Source organism: Massilioclostridium coli (assembly GCF_900095865.1).
Lineage (GTDB): Bacteria > Bacillota > Clostridia > Oscillospirales > Ruminococcaceae > Massilioclostridium > Massilioclostridium facile.
The window spans coordinates 1221101-1237843 of record NZ_FMIZ01000007.1 but is presented as its reverse complement, the minus strand read 5'-3'; the positions used below and the strand labels follow the sequence as shown (position 1 = coordinate 1237843).

General features: G+C 40.7%; 17 protein-coding genes. 13 read left to right on the top strand and 4 right to left on the bottom strand.

Annotated elements, in window-relative coordinates; genetic code table 11:
• Positions 1 to 105: 105 nt before the first annotated feature.
• Complete coding sequence (locus BQ2683_RS10750) at positions 106 to 1038, bottom strand: Ppx/GppA phosphatase family protein (protein ID WP_069989038.1); 933 nt, start codon at positions 1036 to 1038, stop codon at positions 106 to 108.
• Between the two features lie 89 nt (positions 1039 to 1127).
• Between BQ2683_RS10750 and BQ2683_RS10745 the strand changes: the two genes are divergently transcribed.
• Positions 1128 to 1871: an N-acetylmuramoyl-L-alanine amidase gene (locus tag BQ2683_RS10745; RefSeq protein ID WP_069989037.1), complete on the top strand. Its 744-nt coding sequence runs from the start codon at positions 1128 to 1130 to the stop codon at positions 1869 to 1871.
• 449 nt (positions 1872 to 2320) lie between these two features.
• A complete protein-coding gene (locus BQ2683_RS10740) occupies positions 2321 to 2836 on the top strand; it encodes a DUF2798 domain-containing protein (RefSeq protein WP_069989036.1) in 516 nt (171 codons plus the stop codon).
• 148 nt (positions 2837 to 2984) lie between these two features.
• Here the strand turns inward: BQ2683_RS10740 and BQ2683_RS10735 are convergent, their stop codons facing one another.
• On the bottom strand, positions 2985 to 3242 hold the full coding sequence (locus tag BQ2683_RS10735; protein ID WP_069989035.1) for a hypothetical protein: 258 nt from the start codon (positions 3240 to 3242) through the stop codon (positions 2985 to 2987).
• A gap of 119 nt (positions 3243 to 3361) precedes the next feature.
• On the opposite strand from BQ2683_RS10735, the gene BQ2683_RS10730 reads away from it, so the two are divergent.
• The gene (locus BQ2683_RS10730) at positions 3362 to 4270 is read left to right on the top strand and encodes a biotin--[acetyl-CoA-carboxylase] ligase (protein ID WP_069989034.1); all 909 of its coding nucleotides are present in this window, start codon (positions 3362 to 3364) and stop codon (positions 4268 to 4270) included.
• Between the two features lie 47 nt (positions 4271 to 4317).
• On the opposite strand, the gene BQ2683_RS10725 is transcribed toward BQ2683_RS10730, so the two are convergent.
• Positions 4318 to 4539 carry a helix-turn-helix domain-containing protein gene (locus BQ2683_RS10725; RefSeq protein WP_069989033.1) on the bottom strand — a complete coding sequence of 74 codons (222 nt, stop codon included), beginning with the start codon at positions 4537 to 4539 and terminating at the stop codon, positions 4318 to 4320.
• A gap of 109 nt (positions 4540 to 4648) precedes the next feature.
• Positions 4649 to 4984, bottom strand: coding sequence for a hypothetical protein (locus BQ2683_RS10720; protein ID WP_069989032.1), 336 nt, complete (start codon positions 4982 to 4984; stop codon positions 4649 to 4651).
• A 76-nt stretch (positions 4985 to 5060) separates the two neighbouring features.
• Between BQ2683_RS10720 and BQ2683_RS10715 the strand changes: the two genes are divergently transcribed.
• From BQ2683_RS10715 to BQ2683_RS10670, 10 genes are all read left to right on the top strand, one after another.
• A complete protein-coding gene (locus BQ2683_RS10715) occupies positions 5061 to 5297 on the top strand; it encodes a helix-turn-helix domain-containing protein (RefSeq protein ID WP_069989031.1) in 237 nt (78 codons plus the stop codon).
• A 72-nt stretch (positions 5298 to 5369) separates the two neighbouring features.
• The gene (locus tag BQ2683_RS10710) at positions 5370 to 5606 is read left to right on the top strand and encodes a helix-turn-helix domain-containing protein (RefSeq protein WP_069989030.1); all 237 of its coding nucleotides are present in this window, start codon (positions 5370 to 5372) and stop codon (positions 5604 to 5606) included.
• 421 nt (positions 5607 to 6027) lie between these two features.
• Positions 6028 to 6732 carry a UMP kinase gene (pyrH, locus tag BQ2683_RS10705; protein ID WP_069989029.1) on the top strand — a complete coding sequence of 235 codons (705 nt, stop codon included), beginning with the start codon at positions 6028 to 6030 and terminating at the stop codon, positions 6730 to 6732.
• A 19-nt stretch (positions 6733 to 6751) separates the two neighbouring features.
• The gene (gene frr / locus BQ2683_RS10700; protein WP_069989028.1) at positions 6752 to 7306 is read left to right on the top strand and encodes a ribosome recycling factor; all 555 of its coding nucleotides are present in this window, start codon (positions 6752 to 6754) and stop codon (positions 7304 to 7306) included.
• 68 nt (positions 7307 to 7374) lie between these two features.
• Positions 7375 to 8082 carry an isoprenyl transferase gene (locus BQ2683_RS10695; RefSeq protein ID WP_069989027.1) on the top strand — a complete coding sequence of 236 codons (708 nt, stop codon included), beginning with the start codon at positions 7375 to 7377 and terminating at the stop codon, positions 8080 to 8082.
• A 30-nt stretch (positions 8083 to 8112) separates the two neighbouring features.
• Positions 8113 to 8934 (top strand): phosphatidate cytidylyltransferase, encoded by an 822-nt coding sequence (locus BQ2683_RS10690; RefSeq protein WP_069989026.1) that lies wholly within the window; start codon positions 8113 to 8115, stop codon positions 8932 to 8934.
• Between the two features lie 15 nt (positions 8935 to 8949).
• Positions 8950 to 10095 carry a 1-deoxy-D-xylulose-5-phosphate reductoisomerase gene (locus tag BQ2683_RS10685; protein WP_069989025.1) on the top strand — a complete coding sequence of 382 codons (1146 nt, stop codon included), beginning with the start codon at positions 8950 to 8952 and terminating at the stop codon, positions 10093 to 10095.
• Between the two features lie 24 nt (positions 10096 to 10119).
• Entirely contained in the window at positions 10120 to 11139 is a 1020-nt protein-coding gene (locus tag BQ2683_RS10680) for a M50 family metallopeptidase (protein ID WP_069989024.1), read from the top strand.
• A 2-nt stretch (positions 11140 to 11141) separates the two neighbouring features.
• The gene (ispG, locus tag BQ2683_RS10675) at positions 11142 to 12206 is read left to right on the top strand and encodes a flavodoxin-dependent (E)-4-hydroxy-3-methylbut-2-enyl-diphosphate synthase (protein ID WP_268873783.1); all 1065 of its coding nucleotides are present in this window, start codon (positions 11142 to 11144) and stop codon (positions 12204 to 12206) included.
• 30 nt (positions 12207 to 12236) lie between these two features.
• The gene (locus BQ2683_RS10670) at positions 12237 to 16607 is read left to right on the top strand and encodes a PolC-type DNA polymerase III (RefSeq protein WP_069989022.1); all 4371 of its coding nucleotides are present in this window, start codon (positions 12237 to 12239) and stop codon (positions 16605 to 16607) included.
• Positions 16608 to 16743: the final 136 nt, after the last annotated feature.

The following is a 16743-nucleotide window of genomic DNA, read 5'->3' as shown; positions in this document are numbered from 1 at the left end:
AATGAAAAATAACGGGTTTCCATATCGTTTGTTTCTAAACAATTCGATTTGATATACTAGATAAGCAAGCGAAAAAATATGAAGTTGGTGATTGGTATTTTAACTTTAAATAGGTTTTGTATTGGATGAATCCATTCTGCCTTCTTTGAGAATTTTCTGGTAAAGGTAACCTTCCCTCACACCATAAGGGCTGACCTGGATTTCCTCACAGCCAAAATGCTTTATCATTGTTTGTAGAACAATCATTCCAGGAATGATTGTATGGATCCGGTCTGGAATTACTTTCAAAACTTTTCGTAGTACTTCAGGTTCCATTTGGCTAAGTTGTTTGAGTAATTTTTTTACATTTTTTGCTGGAATTGATTTGTTTTCATCTGGTTGTTGAAAAAATGAGTTGTTTAGTTTTAAAGTTGCACGGATAGTTCCGCCTACACCACATAAAGCTGGAAATTGACTATCCCGAAAATCTTTTTGTTTATCTAGTTGTTTTTTGACATAATCCCGGATTTTTTTCTGTTCCTTTTTGGTGGGAAAAAGTTTACCGACAAATTGAGTAAATAATCCCAAGGAACCCACCTCCATACTGGAGGCTTGCAGGATAGATGCATTTTGGTAAGAAACCAATTCTGTGCTGCCACCTCCAATATCTACCAGGATACCTTCTTTCATATCTAAAATATGGGTAGCACCTAAAAAGTCCAGAATAGCTTCTCGTTTACCAGAAATGACATCAATTAGAAAACCCGTTTCTTTTTGGATCATCTTTACTGCTTGGATGGTGTTGGAGATTTCTCGTAAAGAGGCAGTCGCGAATACAGATACTTGTTGAATAGAAAGGTGTTCTAGTAGGGATCGGTATTGATTTAATACACGGATAGCAGTGTGGATCCCTTCTTCAGACATACATCCATCCTGAATATAGCTAGCCAGCCCAGCCATAGTTTTTTTATGCAATAAAGGAATAATGGTTCCTTCCTGTAGTTGGTAAACAGAAAGCCGAATGGTATTGGAACCAATATCAATGATGCTGCAAATCATAAAAATTCTCCTTTTTAATGATGATTATGTAACATTATAGCTGGTTTTTTACATAGAATAGAGTAAACCAGTTTGATAGGAGGTTTTGTATGCCTAGAATCTATTTAAGTCCGTCCACCCAGGAATACAATACTTATGTGAGTGGCGGAACAGAAGAATATTACATGAATTTAATCGCAGATGCTATGGAGCCTTATCTTTATGCCAGTGGAATAGAATTTGTACGGAATACTCCGCAAATGACTGCCGCATCTTCCATCCGTCAGGCAAACCAAGATGGAAATTTTGATTTTTATTTATCGTTACATTCCAATGCGGCACCGGAGAGCGATGCGGGAAAGTACCGTGGTACAGACGTTTATTATTACCCGGGAAGTATCAATGGAAAACGGGCTGCCGATATTTTTGCTGATAATTTAAAGGCGATTTATCCTTTGCCAGATAAGGTACAAACACGTACTACCACTTATTTAGGGGAAGTAACAAAAACTAGATTTCCAGCGGTATTAATCGAATTTGCTTACCATGATAATCCGGAAGACGCTGCGTGGATTACCAATAATATTGGAACAATTGCCCGAAATGTAGTTCTGTCTTTGACTGAATATTTTGGAATTCCATTTATTGAACCACAAGGTACTAAAAATGGGGTTGTTAATGTCACGAGCGGCGGTTTATATTTGAGAAATAAGCCGTCTGTAATTGCTGATATAAAAACTACAATACCAAATGGCTCCCGAGTAAAAATATATGGCAGTTGGCAGGATTGGTATGTGGTAGAATACAATGGTCAAGTTGGTTACGCCAGCAAACAGTATATTCAGTTGGTATAACAAGCTGGTAGTTTCAGTATAACCTATTTTAAGGCTTGTATTCTTTTAAACAAGCCACTTAACCGGATTTGAATAGCGTTCTACTTGATCTACAGTAGCGTGTAAGTTAGACAATGTGTGGCTAGAATCTTGTGATTAGTAAAATCGAATTTGTGTTTTCACTGGTAAATAATAAAAGTAATCGCAGGAAGTTTTGCTATTTTGGATTAGTTCATTCAGATTTTGATACCCCATGTTAAATCACCTCAAATTTATTATTTGAGGAAAAAGGATGACCATACGAAAGAAAATAATTTTATTTTAGTTGTATAAAACAATCAAACTATTTTTGTTTGTTATTCCTATGGTATAATAAAAAAGAAACTGTTATAATAATTAAGACATTAAATGTCGCCTAACCATTGTCGGACGGTTGGGCGGCATTTTTTTACTTTTTAAGGAGGATTTTTATGCCAAAAACAAAATTTCAAGAGTTTATTTTTACTTTATTAACCTCTGGCTGTATGATTTTTCTTATGGGAGTATACAATGTAGCGCTTCATACAGGCGGATTGCAGTATGGTACTTTTGTTCATGCGGCGATATCATTTCCGTTGGAATGGCTGATCGGGTTTTTATGTGCCTTTTTTATCGCCAGTAGGACAGCAAAATACCTTGCTTTGCGGATAGCGTTGCCGCAGGATAGACCTATTTTCAAAATTTTGTGCATCCAAACATTTACTGTTTGTACTATGGTTCCACTGATGAGTCTGTTGGGAACAATTGAGTCCAGCGGGTTAACAGTCAATATTTTAGTGATATGGATTCAAGCTATGGTACTCAACTTTATTATTGCCTTTCCATTGCAGATATTTGTGGTAGGTCCACTTTGCAGATGGATTTTCCGCTGTATTTTTAGTCGTACCAATCATAAGGAAGAAAAATCGATAGAACGGGAAATGATACAAAATGGATTTGCGGAATAATGCTTGTTATAGTCAAGACAAACTGCCAGTAGATTTTTTACTGGCAGTTTGTTATTTGGATTAAAATTTCTTTAATTTGGCGTAAAATAAGAAAAGAGCGGGGATTATCTGAAATAGCCCGCTCAAAAAATCAAAATAAAAAGTTGGTTTATTGGTGGGATTGGTTTTTATACTGCTGGTCAATCCAATCCAGGCAAGCAACAAAACCATCCTGGTCCAGAGGAAACTCCTGTTCCGCCAATAACTCGCTTTTTTCGTAACAGAACGGTCCAATCCATACAGCGGCTTTTAGGGTGTTTTCCATAGGAAAGATTTTATATTGGAATTCCTGATGGATACTTCCACTATATATATTTTTAAACTGGAAATAATCTAAATTTGGCATATCAAAGTGTTTGTATTTCATAAGTTCCTCCCCAAACAATACATTATCTATTATTATAATCCAAAACAGCTCATTCGGCAAGTTGAAGATAGGGGACATTTATGATAAAATGGAACTAATTTTAAATGGAGGTGTATCTGGTGAAAGAAAAGATATTGGAGCTGTTAAAACAATCGAATGAATACCATTCGGGTGAGGAATTGAGTCAGAGGTTTGGGGTGACAAGGGCAGCGGTTTGGAAGTCGATTAAACAACTGGAAGCCCTGGGCTATGTAATTGAATCCAAAACCAGAAAGGGATACCGCTTGGTTGGTACACCAGATATCTTGTTTGAATCCGAATTGACTGATTTACTACACTCCAAATTTTTATCTTATTCTATCCATCATTTAACCAACACTTCTTCCACCAATGATTTCGCCAAACAGCTGGCGGAACAAAATCAGCCAGAAGGGCATGTAGTGATTTCCGAATATCAAACGAAAGGCCGAGGTAAGAAACACAGCCAATGGGAAGCCGCTCCGGGAAAAGGGATTTATCTTTCAGTTGTGCTGCGCCCGGAAATCGGCGTCATGCAGCTGCCGAAACTCACCATTTGTGTACAAACCGCGGTTTGCTTAGCGCTGGAACAGGTAACCCAGGAAAAAATCCAGTGCCAATGGCCGTACTCCCTTTACTGTCACGGAAAAAAACTATGTGGGATTTTACTGGAAAGTTTCGGCAGTATAGAGCAACTAGATTATACCATAGCGGGGATTGGTATCCAGGTCAACGCGGATGAGGATGAACTGCCGGATGGGATGACCTCTTTGTTGCTGGTGACCCAACGGGAACAGGACCGGAAACAGCTTGCAGCGGCGGTTTTGAACCATCTTGACATTATCTATCACCAGTTTTGCCAGGGACAATTTGGGTCTGTTTTTCAGCAGTATTGGCACCATTATAGTTTCCAATCCATGCCGGAAGGGGATTGGGAGTATGCAGGCATTGCGGAAGATTACACCTTACAGGCAGTGGAGCAGAACACTGGAAAAACCATCTGTTTATGAATGAATAAAATGAAAAAACAGGCTGTTCTATATAGCCTGTTTTTTCATTACTTACGAAATAGATCGTCATCAAAAAATTCTTTTAATGAAATTTGAAACGCAACACAGAGTTTATTTGTCGTTATGATATCAATATCTTTTGATTTGTTGATTAATCCTTCCAGGTCGGCTGGAGATAAATTGGATAAATAGGTAAGTTGATTAAGAGGAATACTTTTTTCTTTGCAAAGATTTAATATGCGTTGCTGAACAGCTTCGTTCAAATTCATTTTAATCACAGTTCCTTTTCTAATAAAATAAAAGGATATTATTTAGGCTGTTTTTCAAACAAGCCTGTTGTTTATAAGTCTTTTTCCAATTCTAAAAAACTGGTATCATCTACTTTTTCATCCCCTCCAATAGGAGCATTATACCGTCATAAACACCATGTTTATACATCTGTTTTTCATATAAATATTGGTTTTCACGTTTTATTTTATCGTATTTTTCAATGTATTCAAAAACCAGCCTATAATCCTGAAAAGTATCTCGGATTTCCATTCTTAGTTGTTTTATAATGTTCATGTGTTGTTTGTACTCTTGGTTTTTTACAATGGCCATATGCATAATTTCGGCTCTTTCTTCACATAATTCGCCAATAAAATCATGACTTTTTTCTAGCTGTAAATCTTGTTCTAATTGATCCAATAAATTTTCAAATAAAGCTTTCGTCATATAAATCCTCCTTAACGATTTATCGTTAATATTGGGATGCAATGCTGTTATACTATGTTTATAAGGAGGCGGTGTTATGAATTTATCAGAAGCTGTAAGATTGAGGATTTTGCAACTATGTGAACAAAACCATATTACAATCAATGGCCTTGCTATGCTGTCTGGAATCTCCCAATCAACAGTGAACAGTATTATAGATGGCACAAGCAAAAATCCCACATTATTAACGATTTTGCGCATATGCTTAGGGCTACAAATAGAACTCAAAGATTTTTTCGATGATGAGGTGTTTTTTGATTTAGATGATGAATAATCCTGGCATAATACCGCTGTATCGGTAACGTTGTATCGTTTATTTTGCTATATTGATACAGAGGTGATGATTATGGATTTACAGCAAGCTGTAAAATATAGAATTTTAAATTTGTGTAATGAAAGGCAAATTACGCTAAATAAATTGGCTACGTTATCTGGCATGCCACAGTCGACGTTAAACAGTTTAATAGATGGAACCAGTAAAAACCCAACTTTATTGACAATTCTGCGTATTTGTCTGGGATTAAACATAGAACTGAAAGATTTTTTTGATGATAAAGTATTTTTTGACTTAGATGATGAATAACAATACATTACTTTCTGGTTGTATGTTTTGTATAGGACCTATCTTTCGTATAGCAGAAAATATCTTCTTGTCATTTATCATTTTTATAGTAACGAATAATCAGTTGCTAATTATTGAGGGAATCAGATAGAAAACAGGCTGTTTGTATGAAAAATAGCCTGTTTTTGTCTATCTGCCTTTTTGAATTTTTTCATTTTATTTACTATTTTTATAGGAAAAATTTTTTCCATAAAAAAGGATTGGTAGTTCAATTACCAAAAGAAATAGAAAAATTTGTTGTATTTGTTAATGCTTTGCATAAATTCACACTATTTTTGTGATAAGTTATTGAAATGCACTTTACATTTGCCTGTATTTCATGTAAAATATAGGTTAGATTAATCTGCTAAAACGCAATATTGAGAAGATGGAGGTTTAACACATGGAACCCAAATATAAGCGAGTATTGTTAAAATTAAGCGGTGAAGCTTTAGCTGGCGATAAAAAATTCGGCCTGAATTATGATGTAATTAATCCAATTTGCGAACAAATAAAAAAATTAAGTGATTTGGGCACACAGGTTGCCATCGTAGTAGGCGGGGGCAATTTCTGGAGGGGCCGTTCCAGCGGGGCAATGGACCGTACCCGCGCTGACCATATTGGTATGTTGGGAACCACCATGAATGCTCTTGGCGTGGCGGATGCTTTGGAAGAACAGGGCGCGATTGTACGGGTACAAACCGCGATTACCATGCAGGAAGTAGCGGAGCCATACATTCGCAACCGGGCGATGCGCCATATGGAAAAAGGGCGTATTGTCATTTTTGGCTGTGGTACTGGAAACCCATTCTTCTCTACGGATACAGCGGCAGCGTTGCGTGCAGCTGAGATTGAAGCGGACATCATTTTTAAAGCAACCATGGTAGACGGTGTTTACGACAAAGACCCAAATAAATATGACGACGCTGTAAAATATGATAATCTCACCTTTGATGAAGTAATCGCAAAAGGTTTAAATGTAATGGATAGCACTGCGGCTGCCATGTGCAAAGACAATAATATTCCAATTCTGGTATTTAACTTGGCTCAGCCAGAAAACATTGTTAAGGCTGGTTTGGGCGAGCCGATTGGAACCATTGTAAAATAGTTTACAGGAGGAAAGACAGATGAAAGAACTTTTGAAAAAAGCAGAGGAAAAAATGCAAAAAACCGCCGACCGTTTGGAGCATGAATATACCACCATCCGTGCTGGCCGTGCGAACCCTGCTGTATTGGATAAAATTATGGTAGACTACTATGGTGTGCCAACCCAAATCAACCAGATGGCGGCTGTTTCGGTAGCGGAAGCCCGTATTCTGGTAATTAGTCCTTGGGATGCTAGCAGCTTAAAAGCGATTGAAAAAGCAATCCAAACTTCTGATTTAGGGATCAATCCAACCAATGACGGTAAAGTAATCCGCATTGCTTTCCCTCAACTGACAGAGGAACGCCGTAAAGAGATTGTAAAGGATGTTCACAAACTCCGTGAGGAAGCAAAAGTGGCTGTCCGTAACATTCGTCGGGATTATATGGATAAGTTAAAGGCATTGAAAAAAGAAAGCGGCGTCAGTGAGGACGAAATCAAAGATGGCGAAAAGAAATTACAGGTTTCTGTTGATAAATTCTGTAAAGTTATCGATGAGATTGCGGCTGCAAAAGAAAAAGAAATTATGGAAATCTAGTAAGAAACGAAAAAAGGGGGAGCTTATCAACAATGAGCTCCCCATTGTCAGTTTAGGAGGTATTTGGAATGGAACAGTTAACAATTCCAAAGCATATTGGCATTATTATGGACGGAAATGGACGCTGGGCAAAAAAAAGAGGCTTGCCTCGTTCCGATGGACACACTGCTGGCGCCAAGCTCATCAAATCTATTGCCCGCAGATGCAACGAATTGGGAGTAAAAAACCTGACAGTATTCGCTTTTTCTACCGAAAACTGGGCGCGCCCACAAGAAGAAGTTAGTTCCATTATTAATCTGCTGCGTTATTACCTAAAGGAAATTGATAAATATGTTAAGGAAAATATCCGCATTCGTTTTATAGGGGATTGGTCTGGATTTGATCAGGATATCCAAGATAAAATGGCAAAATCAGAGGAAGCCAGTAAAAATGCTACTGGGCTGGTGTTCAGTATTGCGTTGAACTATGGCGGTCGTGCGGAGATTACCCATGCCGCGAAACAGATTGCTCAGGAAGTTGAAGAAGGGAAGCTCGCTATCGAAGAGATTACCGAACAGACTCTTTCTGACCACATGTATACTGCTGGCATGCCGGATGTAGATTTAATTATTCGTCCCAGTGGGGAATACCGGTTATCCAATTTTTTAATTTGGCAGTCAGCTTATGCGGAATATGTGTTTATGGATGATATTTTATGGCCAGACTTTAAAGTGAAAGATTTGGACCGTGCCATTGAGGAATATTCCAGAAGAAACCGCCGCTTTGGAGGCATTTAAAAGTAAACTAAAGGAGAGAATTGAACTATTATGAAACAGAGGATTTTAAGCGCTGTTGTTGGGCTATCGGTACTGGTTGTTATTTTGTGTTTTTACCAGACGGTTGTGTTAAATATCGGGATTGCCTTGATTGCTGTTATTGGAACCTATGAGATTTTAAAGACAACCGGTAATCTATCCCAGAAACTGTTTTCCGCTGTGTGTATGGTCTTTGCTGCCGCTGCCCCGTTTATGAAAATGGATGGATTTCCAGATGTGAGAACGATAGCGATTTTAATATTTTTATTGATTATATTTACCATTTTGCTCAAAACCCACAATCAGCTTCACGTTTCCGGTTTGGCAATCTGTGTATTAGGGACGTTTGGAATTTCTTTTACATTGTCCAATCTGGTTTATATCCGGGATGATTTTTCCGCTAACAGCCTGTACTACATTATGTTGATTTTTGTGTTGGCATGGATTTGTGATGGCGGCGCTTATTTTGTGGGGCGTGCTTTTGGAAAACACAAAATGGCTCCTCAAATTAGCCCCAACAAAACGGTGGAAGGTGCCATTGGTGGGATTGTCACCAATCTGGTTTTGGCGGTAGTGTTTACTTTAATTTATACCGCGGTATGCCATTTGGAATTCCCGGCAAAAAATTATATCCCATTGTTGATTTTGGCATTTATCTGCTCTTTCGTGGGAATTTTAGGGGACTTAACCGCTTCGATTGTGAAACGGCAGTATAAAATAAAAGATTTTGGGAATTTAATTCCAGGACATGGCGGGGTAGTGGATCGGTTTGACAGCATCTTTTTTGTTGCCCCAGTCATCTATGTGTTTGCTGGATTTTTCCCGATTTTGTAAGGAAAGGACGTAAAAATGAAACGAATTAGTATCCTGGGTTCTACTGGTTCGATTGGAACCCAGGCTTTGGATGTGGTAAAAAAACAGGGATTCCAGGTGGTTGCGCTAGCGGCAAAATCCAATTATCACCAGTTGGCAAATCAAGTCAGGGAATACCATCCAAGCCTTGTGTGTATATATGAAGAAGAATACCTGGTTCCTTTGCAGAAAGAATTGGACGGCATGGAAGTGCAAATTGTCACCGGCATGGAAGGTCTGTGCCAGGCTGTTACAGTTCCAGAAGCGGAAATGGTGCTGAACTCGGTTGTGGGGATGATTGGATTGCGTCCAACTTTGGAAGCGATCTATGCCCACAAAGATATTGCTTTGGCAAATAAAGAGACCTTGGTAACCGGCGGTGAGTTGGTAATGAAAGCGGTCAAGGAATACAGGGTAAACCTGTATCCGGTGGACAGTGAACACTCTGCCATTTTTCAGTCATTGCAAGGAAACAAAATAGAACAGGTCAGCAAAATTCTGTTAACTGCTTCCGGTGGCCCGTTTTTTGGAAAGACAAAACAGGAACTGCTTCATGTGGGGTTACAGGATGCTTTGAACCATCCAAACTGGAGCATGGGTAAAAAAATCACGATTGATAGCGCCACCTTAATGAATAAAGGGCTGGAGCTGATCGAGGCAGTTTGGTTATTCCAGCAAAAGCCGGAAAACATAGAAATAGTGGTACAGCGGGAAAGTGTTGTCCATTCCGCTGTAGAATATGTGGATGGTTCTGTGATTGCTCAACTGGGTACACCGGATATGAAGATCCCCATCCAATACGCCTTTACTTATCCGGAACGTGTGGATTGTGATGTCAAACGGCTATCTTTGTTTGATTATGGGACATTGTCGTTTTATCGTCCGGATTATGAAACATTCGATTGCCTAACAGCCTGTAAAGAGGCCATTAGTAGGGGTGGTTTGTATCCTACTCTGGTCAATGGCGCCAATGAAAAAGCGGTGGAATTGTTTTTACAGGAGAAAATCTCCTTCCTGCAAATTGGGGAAGTCGTAAAACAAGCTTTGGAACTTTCCCTGCCGTATCAAGAAGTAACCCTGGAACATATTTTACAGGCGGATCAAGCCGCGCGGGAATTTGTTACGCAATATTTTCATCTTTAATACCATAAGGGAGGTTCTTTGTTCATGTCTACTGTTGTCACCATTTTGATTACCATTCTCATTTTTTGCCTCATTATTTTGATACATGAACTGGGACATTTTCTAGTTGCGAAGGCAAGTGGGATTAAAGTCAATGAATTTTCCATGGGTATGGGTCCTGCAATATGGAAAAAGCAGGGGAAAGAAACCCTTTATGCCATCCGCATTTTTCCCATTGGCGGTTATGTGCAGATGGAAGGAGAGGACGAAAATTCCGAGGATAAACGTTCGTTTAACAATGCCCATGTATTAAAAAGGATTGCCGTTGTTTTAGCGGGGGCAATGATGAATTTTATTTTGGGTCTTGTGCTGATGGGGATTATCACGGCTTGCCAGCCTCAGGTTCCATTGGAGGAAGTTGGGGAGGTTACCAGCGACCAAAGTGTTTTCCAGCAAGGGGATAAGCTGCTTTCAGTTAACGGCCATGGAGTGGTTTCCGCTGCGGATTTCCGGTTCCAAATCCAGAGGGTTGCCGCGGATGAACCGTTAAATGTCACCGTAAAGCGGGACGGTAAAAAGATGGAATTAAAAGATGCTACTTTTAACACAGAATCAGATGGTCAGCAGGTTCGCTCTCTTGGATTTATGTTGCAGGTGGAAAACCTGAATGTGGGAAATTTCTTTTCCAGCACATTTGGCAACACAGCATTTTATGCCAAACTAGTGTGGACTTCTTTGGCAGATCTGGTGACAGGTCAGGTGAGCTTGAGTAGTGTTTCCGGCCCTGTTGGAGTTGGTCAGGCGGTAGGTCAGGCACAGAGCATGGGGATTTTATCCGTCCTTTCCTTGTTTGCATTAATTACGATTAACGTTGGCATTTTTAACTTGTTGCCATTCCCAGCATTGGATGGTGGAAGGTTTGTATTTTTATTGATTGAACTGATTTTCCGCAAACCGGTAAAACGGGAAATTGAAGGCTACATCAACGCAGCTGGTATGGCATTGCTGTTGTTACTCATGGTTGTGATAACCGGTAAAGACATTATACAGTTGTTTATTCATTGAAAATAGAAAGGAGCCCTGAAATGGTCAGACGGAAGGTAAAACAGGTGGCATTAAAAAATCTGGTATTTGGCGGGGAAAAGATTTATATCCAATCCATGCTGAACAAGCCAGCGGAAGATATTTCGGGCAGCGTGGAACAGGCGGTGGAGCTGGAACAGGCTGGCTGTGAGATTATCCGTGCCGCTATTCCGAACAAACAGGCGATCCGTTTAATCGACGCCATCAAGCAGAAAGTATCCGTCCCATTGGTGGCGGATATCCATTTTGATTATCACCTAGCACTGGAAGCAGTGCAAGCTGGGATTGATAAAATCCGGATTAATCCAGGAAATATCGGTTCGGATGACCGGGTAAAACAGGTAGCGGACGCTTGTAAAACTGCTGGTATCCCTATACGCATTGGGGTGAATTCTGGCTCGGTGGAAAAGCATATCCTGGCAAAATACGGCCGTCCTACGCCGGAGGCTTTGGTGGAAAGCGCCATGTATCATGTATCATTGCTCCATAAATTTGATTTTGATGATATTGTCATCTCAATTAAATCTTCGGATGTAGAAACTATGATTCTGGCGTATGAGCTATTGGCGGAACAGTGTGATTATCCTCTTCATTTAGGGGTGACGGAAGCGGGGACGGAACGCATGGGGCTGATCAAATCCTCCATTGGGATTGGCAGCCTGCTGGTAAAAGGAATAGGGGATACGATCCGGGTTTCCCTGACCAGCGACCCTGTCGATGAAGTTGCTGCTGCACGAGATATCCTCAAAGCCATTGGATTACAGAAAAATGAGATAACCCTCGTATCCTGTCCAACCTGTGGGCGTACCAAAATTAATCTGATTGAGCTGGCAAACCAGGTGGAACAGGCAGTACAGAATATTCACAAACCAATAAAGGTTGCGGTGATGGGATGTGCGGTTAACGGCCCAGGGGAAGCTAGGGACGCAGATTTGGGGATTGCAGGCGGAGACGGATGCGCTGTGATTTTTAAAAAAGGCGAGATCATTAAAAAGGTGCCGGAACAGGAAGTTTTGGCAGCTTTATTAGAGGAAATAGAAGCATATTAACAGGACAGAACGGAAGGAATATCATCGATTATGCAACATAGTTTGAAGCATCTTTTTGCTTCTTTTAGTCATTTGGAACCAGTACTCTCCCAATTGGATTGTGGGGAGATTTTACAGGTTATTTCTGCGGAACGGAGAACCGTACTAAAAATTCACCTGAAATGTACAAGCCTTGTGCCATATCAAACCCTCCATCAGTGCGAACAGGAATTGGCACAGGCGTTGCAGCTGAAACGGGTGGAGATCCATCCTAAATATACGCCGGATATGTTTACCGTTTCTTATTTTCCGGAAATTGTTTTAAAAATGAAGGAAACCTCCTCCATGATCAACGGATTTTTGGATGAATGTGATACCAATTACGAAGGAAATCACCTGACAGTATTCCTCAAACGGGGTGGATACGACATTCTTATGCAGTTACAAGCGGATAGAAGGTTGGCCGAACTGATTTTTGAACTCTTTTCTTTTTCTCTGACCATCAGTTTTGATGGAATAAAATCCATTTCCAAAGAGGAACAAAAGGAGCTTCGCAAGCAGATTCCAGAACCAGTTCCACCAATCCGGGAAGAAATTCCGTTACCACAAGATGCTCCACCATGGGAGGACCAACCTTCTTCCCTTGTGGCTTCTCCTGTTCCCCAAAAACAAGAAAAACCGCAGGAGATAGTGTTGAACCTTCGTGACTTGCCGTTTTTACGGGAAGGCTCTAAATTAATTTTAGGAAAAAAGATCAATATTCCACCAACTTCACTGAATGAAATACACGAACCACGGGAAGGGATTGCTGTTTGGGGTGACCTGTTTGACTCTCAAAGTAGAGAGTACAACGAGGGGAAAAAACAAATCCTCAGTTATTCAATTACCGACTACACCAATTCTATTACCTTTAAGCTCTTCTGCGACACTGACAAACTCAGCAAGTACAGCGACCTGAAAAAAGGCGCCACTGTCTTTATCCAGGGGGATATTGACTATGATAAATACGATCGGGAACTGGTCTTAAAGCCAAAAAACATGATGCTGGTGCAAAAGGCTCCAAGAATGGACACTGCGGAAGAAAAGCGGGTAGAATTACATATGCATACCAATATGTCTGCGATGGACGCTATTACACCGGCTTCTGAGCTGATCAAAACAGCCCACCGCTGGGGGCATAAAGCGGTTGCCATCACCGACCATGGTGTGGTGCAGTCCTTTCCAGAAGCGATGAGTACCGTGGATTCCATTCGCAAAGAGAATCCGGATTTTAAGGTAATCTACGGGGTGGAAGGTTATTTTGTGGACGATTGTATCGCCGCTGTATACGGAGGGCAAAATCAGCCTTTCGATGGGGAATTTGTGGTGTTTGATACTGAAACCACCGGTTTAAATGCTCAGGATGAACGATTGACGGAAATCGGGGCGGTTGTCGTAAAAAATGGGGAAATCCTGGAGGAATACGACGAGTTTGTCAATCCAGGAAAACCAATACCACCGAATATTACTGAACTTACTGGCATCACCGATGAAATGGTGGCAGATGCTCCAGGGGAACGGGAATCGTTGGAGAAATTTTTCTCGTTTGTCAATGGGCGTGTCTTGATCGCCCACAACGCCAAATTTGATATGGGATTTCTGTCAGCCGCTGCGGAACGTTGCGGTATACCATGTGAGTTTACTTATATTGATACGGTTCCAATTGCACGCACATTGTTCCCCAATATTAAAAACTATAAGCTAGATACTTTAGTAAATCATCTAAAATTAGGGGACTTCAACCATCACCGTGCCTGTGATGACGCCCGTGTGTTGGGATTAATTTATATTGAAATGGTAAAGTTGCTTCAATCGGAGAAAAAAATTCATTCCATTGCGGAAATCAACCATTCGTTGGGCGGTGCGCAGGATTTTAAAAAACAGCGCCCTTATCATCAAATTATTTTAGTTAAGAACTCTTTGGGACTAAAGAATCTTTACCGTTTAATTTCATTTTCTCATTTGGATTATTTCTTTAAAAAGCCTCGTATTCTGAAAAGTATTTTGAGTAAATACCGGGAAGGGTTGTTGATTGGAAGCGCCTGTGAATCTGGTGAGCTCTACTGTGCTATTAAGGAAGGAAAAAACTGGAATGAATTGAAGCGGATTGCCTCCTTTTATGATTATCTGGAAATCCAGCCTTTGGGAAACAATGAATTTATGATTCGTTCCGGTATTGTCCCAAATCGGGAAAAATTGATGGAGCATAACCGCACCATTGTTAAATTGGGGGAAGCTCTAAACAAGCCAGTTGTGGCAACTTGTGATGTGCATTTTCAGAATCCAGGGGATTCTATTTACCGCGCCATTGTTATGGCATCCATGAAATACAAGGATGCAGATCAGCAGCCTCCTTTATATCTTCATACCACCGATGAAATGCTCCAGGAATTCCAATACCTAGGAGAAGAAAAAGCTTATGAAGTTGTGGTGAAAAATCCGAACCTGATTGCGGATATGGTGGATAAGGATATCCGTCCATTTCCCAACGGAACCTATACGCCAGAAATTGAGGGAGCGGAGGAGGATTTGCAACGGATTACTTGGGAACGTGCTAAAAGTATTTATGGCGATCCTCTGCCGGAACTGGTCAGCAAGCGTTTGGACAGGGAATTGACTTCTATTATTGAAAACGGGTTTGCCGTACTGTATATGATTGCACAAAAGCTGGTTTATAAATCCAACCAATGTGGATACCTAGTTGGTTCCCGTGGTTCAGTTGGCTCCTCATTTGTAGCTACTATGGCAGGAATCTCTGAGGTAAACCCATTGGTTCCCCACTATGTTTGTCCTAATTGTAAATACAGTGAGTTTATCACCGATGGTTCGGTTGGCTCCGGTTACGACCTACCGGAAAAGAAATGCCCTAATTGTGGGGCGGAATTGAATCGAGAAGGCCACGATATCCCATTTGAAACCTTCCTTGGATTCCACGGGGATAAAGCGCCGGATATTGATTTGAATTTCAGCAACGAGTATCAGTCCAGTGCCCACCGCTATACCGAGGAATTATTCGGGAAAGACCACGTATTTAAAGCGGGTACGATTTCCACTGTGGCGGAAAAGACCGCTTACGGCTATGCGTTAAAATATCTAGAAGAACGGGAAATGACGGTAAATAAAGCAGAAGAACTTCGCCTCTCGATTGGCTGCCGTGGAATCAAGCGCACCACGGGACAGCACCCAGGGGGAATGGTAGTTGTCCCAGATGGCTATGATGTGTACGACTTTACCCCTGTACAGCATCCAGCTGATAAATCGGACAGCGATAATATCACTACCCATTTCGACTTCCACTCTTTGCATGATACTATTCTGAAATTGGATGAATTGGGACACATTGTCCCCACCATGTATAAGCATCTGGAGGATTTGACCGGGATTAAAATCAATGAAGTAACCACTAGCGATGAGCAGGTCATCAGTCTGTTTACTTCCCCAAAAGCTCTTGGAGTAACGCCGGAACAGATTTTCTGTAAAACTGGAACGCTCTCCTTACCAGAAATGGGTACCTCGTTTGTTGTACAGATGTTGATTGACGCACAGCCAAAATGTTTTTCCGATTTGTTACAGATTTCTGGCTTATCCCATGGTACTGACGTATGGCTGGGCAATGCTCAGGACTTGATCAAACAGGGGATTTGTACGATTTCCGAAGTAATTGGTACTCGTGATAGCATTATGACCTATCTGATCCACAAAGGATTGGAACCGGATATGGCATTTAAAATCATGGAGATTACACGTAAAGGAAAAGCCCCCAAACTATTGACAGACGAACACAAAAAGGCAATGAGGGATTGTGGAGTACCAGAATGGTATATTGACAGCTGTTTGAAAATCAAATACATGTTCCCACGAGCTCATGCTGCAGCTTATGTTATCTCTGCAATTAAGTTGGGATGGTATAAAATATATAAACCGTTGGAGTATTATGCAGCCTATTTTACAGTGCGTAATGGTGATTTTGATGTGGAGACCACGATGCAAGGACAGGAAGCTGTTTCCAGAAAGTTGGAACAGCTTCGTGCAAAGGGGAACGACCGTTCTGTAAAAGAAAATGATACCTATGATACTCTGCTGATTATCAATGAGATGCTTTGCAGAGGATATGAATTCCTTCCCGTGGATTTGTATCGTTCCCATGCGATCAAATACCTACTTGAAGATGGGAAGATCCGTCTCCCATTCTGTGCGTTGAAAGGCTTAGGTGAAGCAGCTGCGAACAACCTTTACCAAGCTGGGCAGGAAGGAGAATACATCTCGGTAGATGAGGTGAGTAATCGTGCCGGAGTTTCCAAATCAGTGATTGAAATTCTGGAAACAGCGAATGTTTTTGGCAATATGCCAAAAACCAGTCAAATGACTCTATTTAATTTATAAGAAAAGAAAATTGGTTAAAATATCGGGATGATCAACTCATCCCGATATTTTTGATTATGTTTTTAGATTAGAAAAAATCTCCTGGTTTTACCGGAGGAAGAAAAAGAGTAGTGCAAGAACAATAATGGCTAGCTTT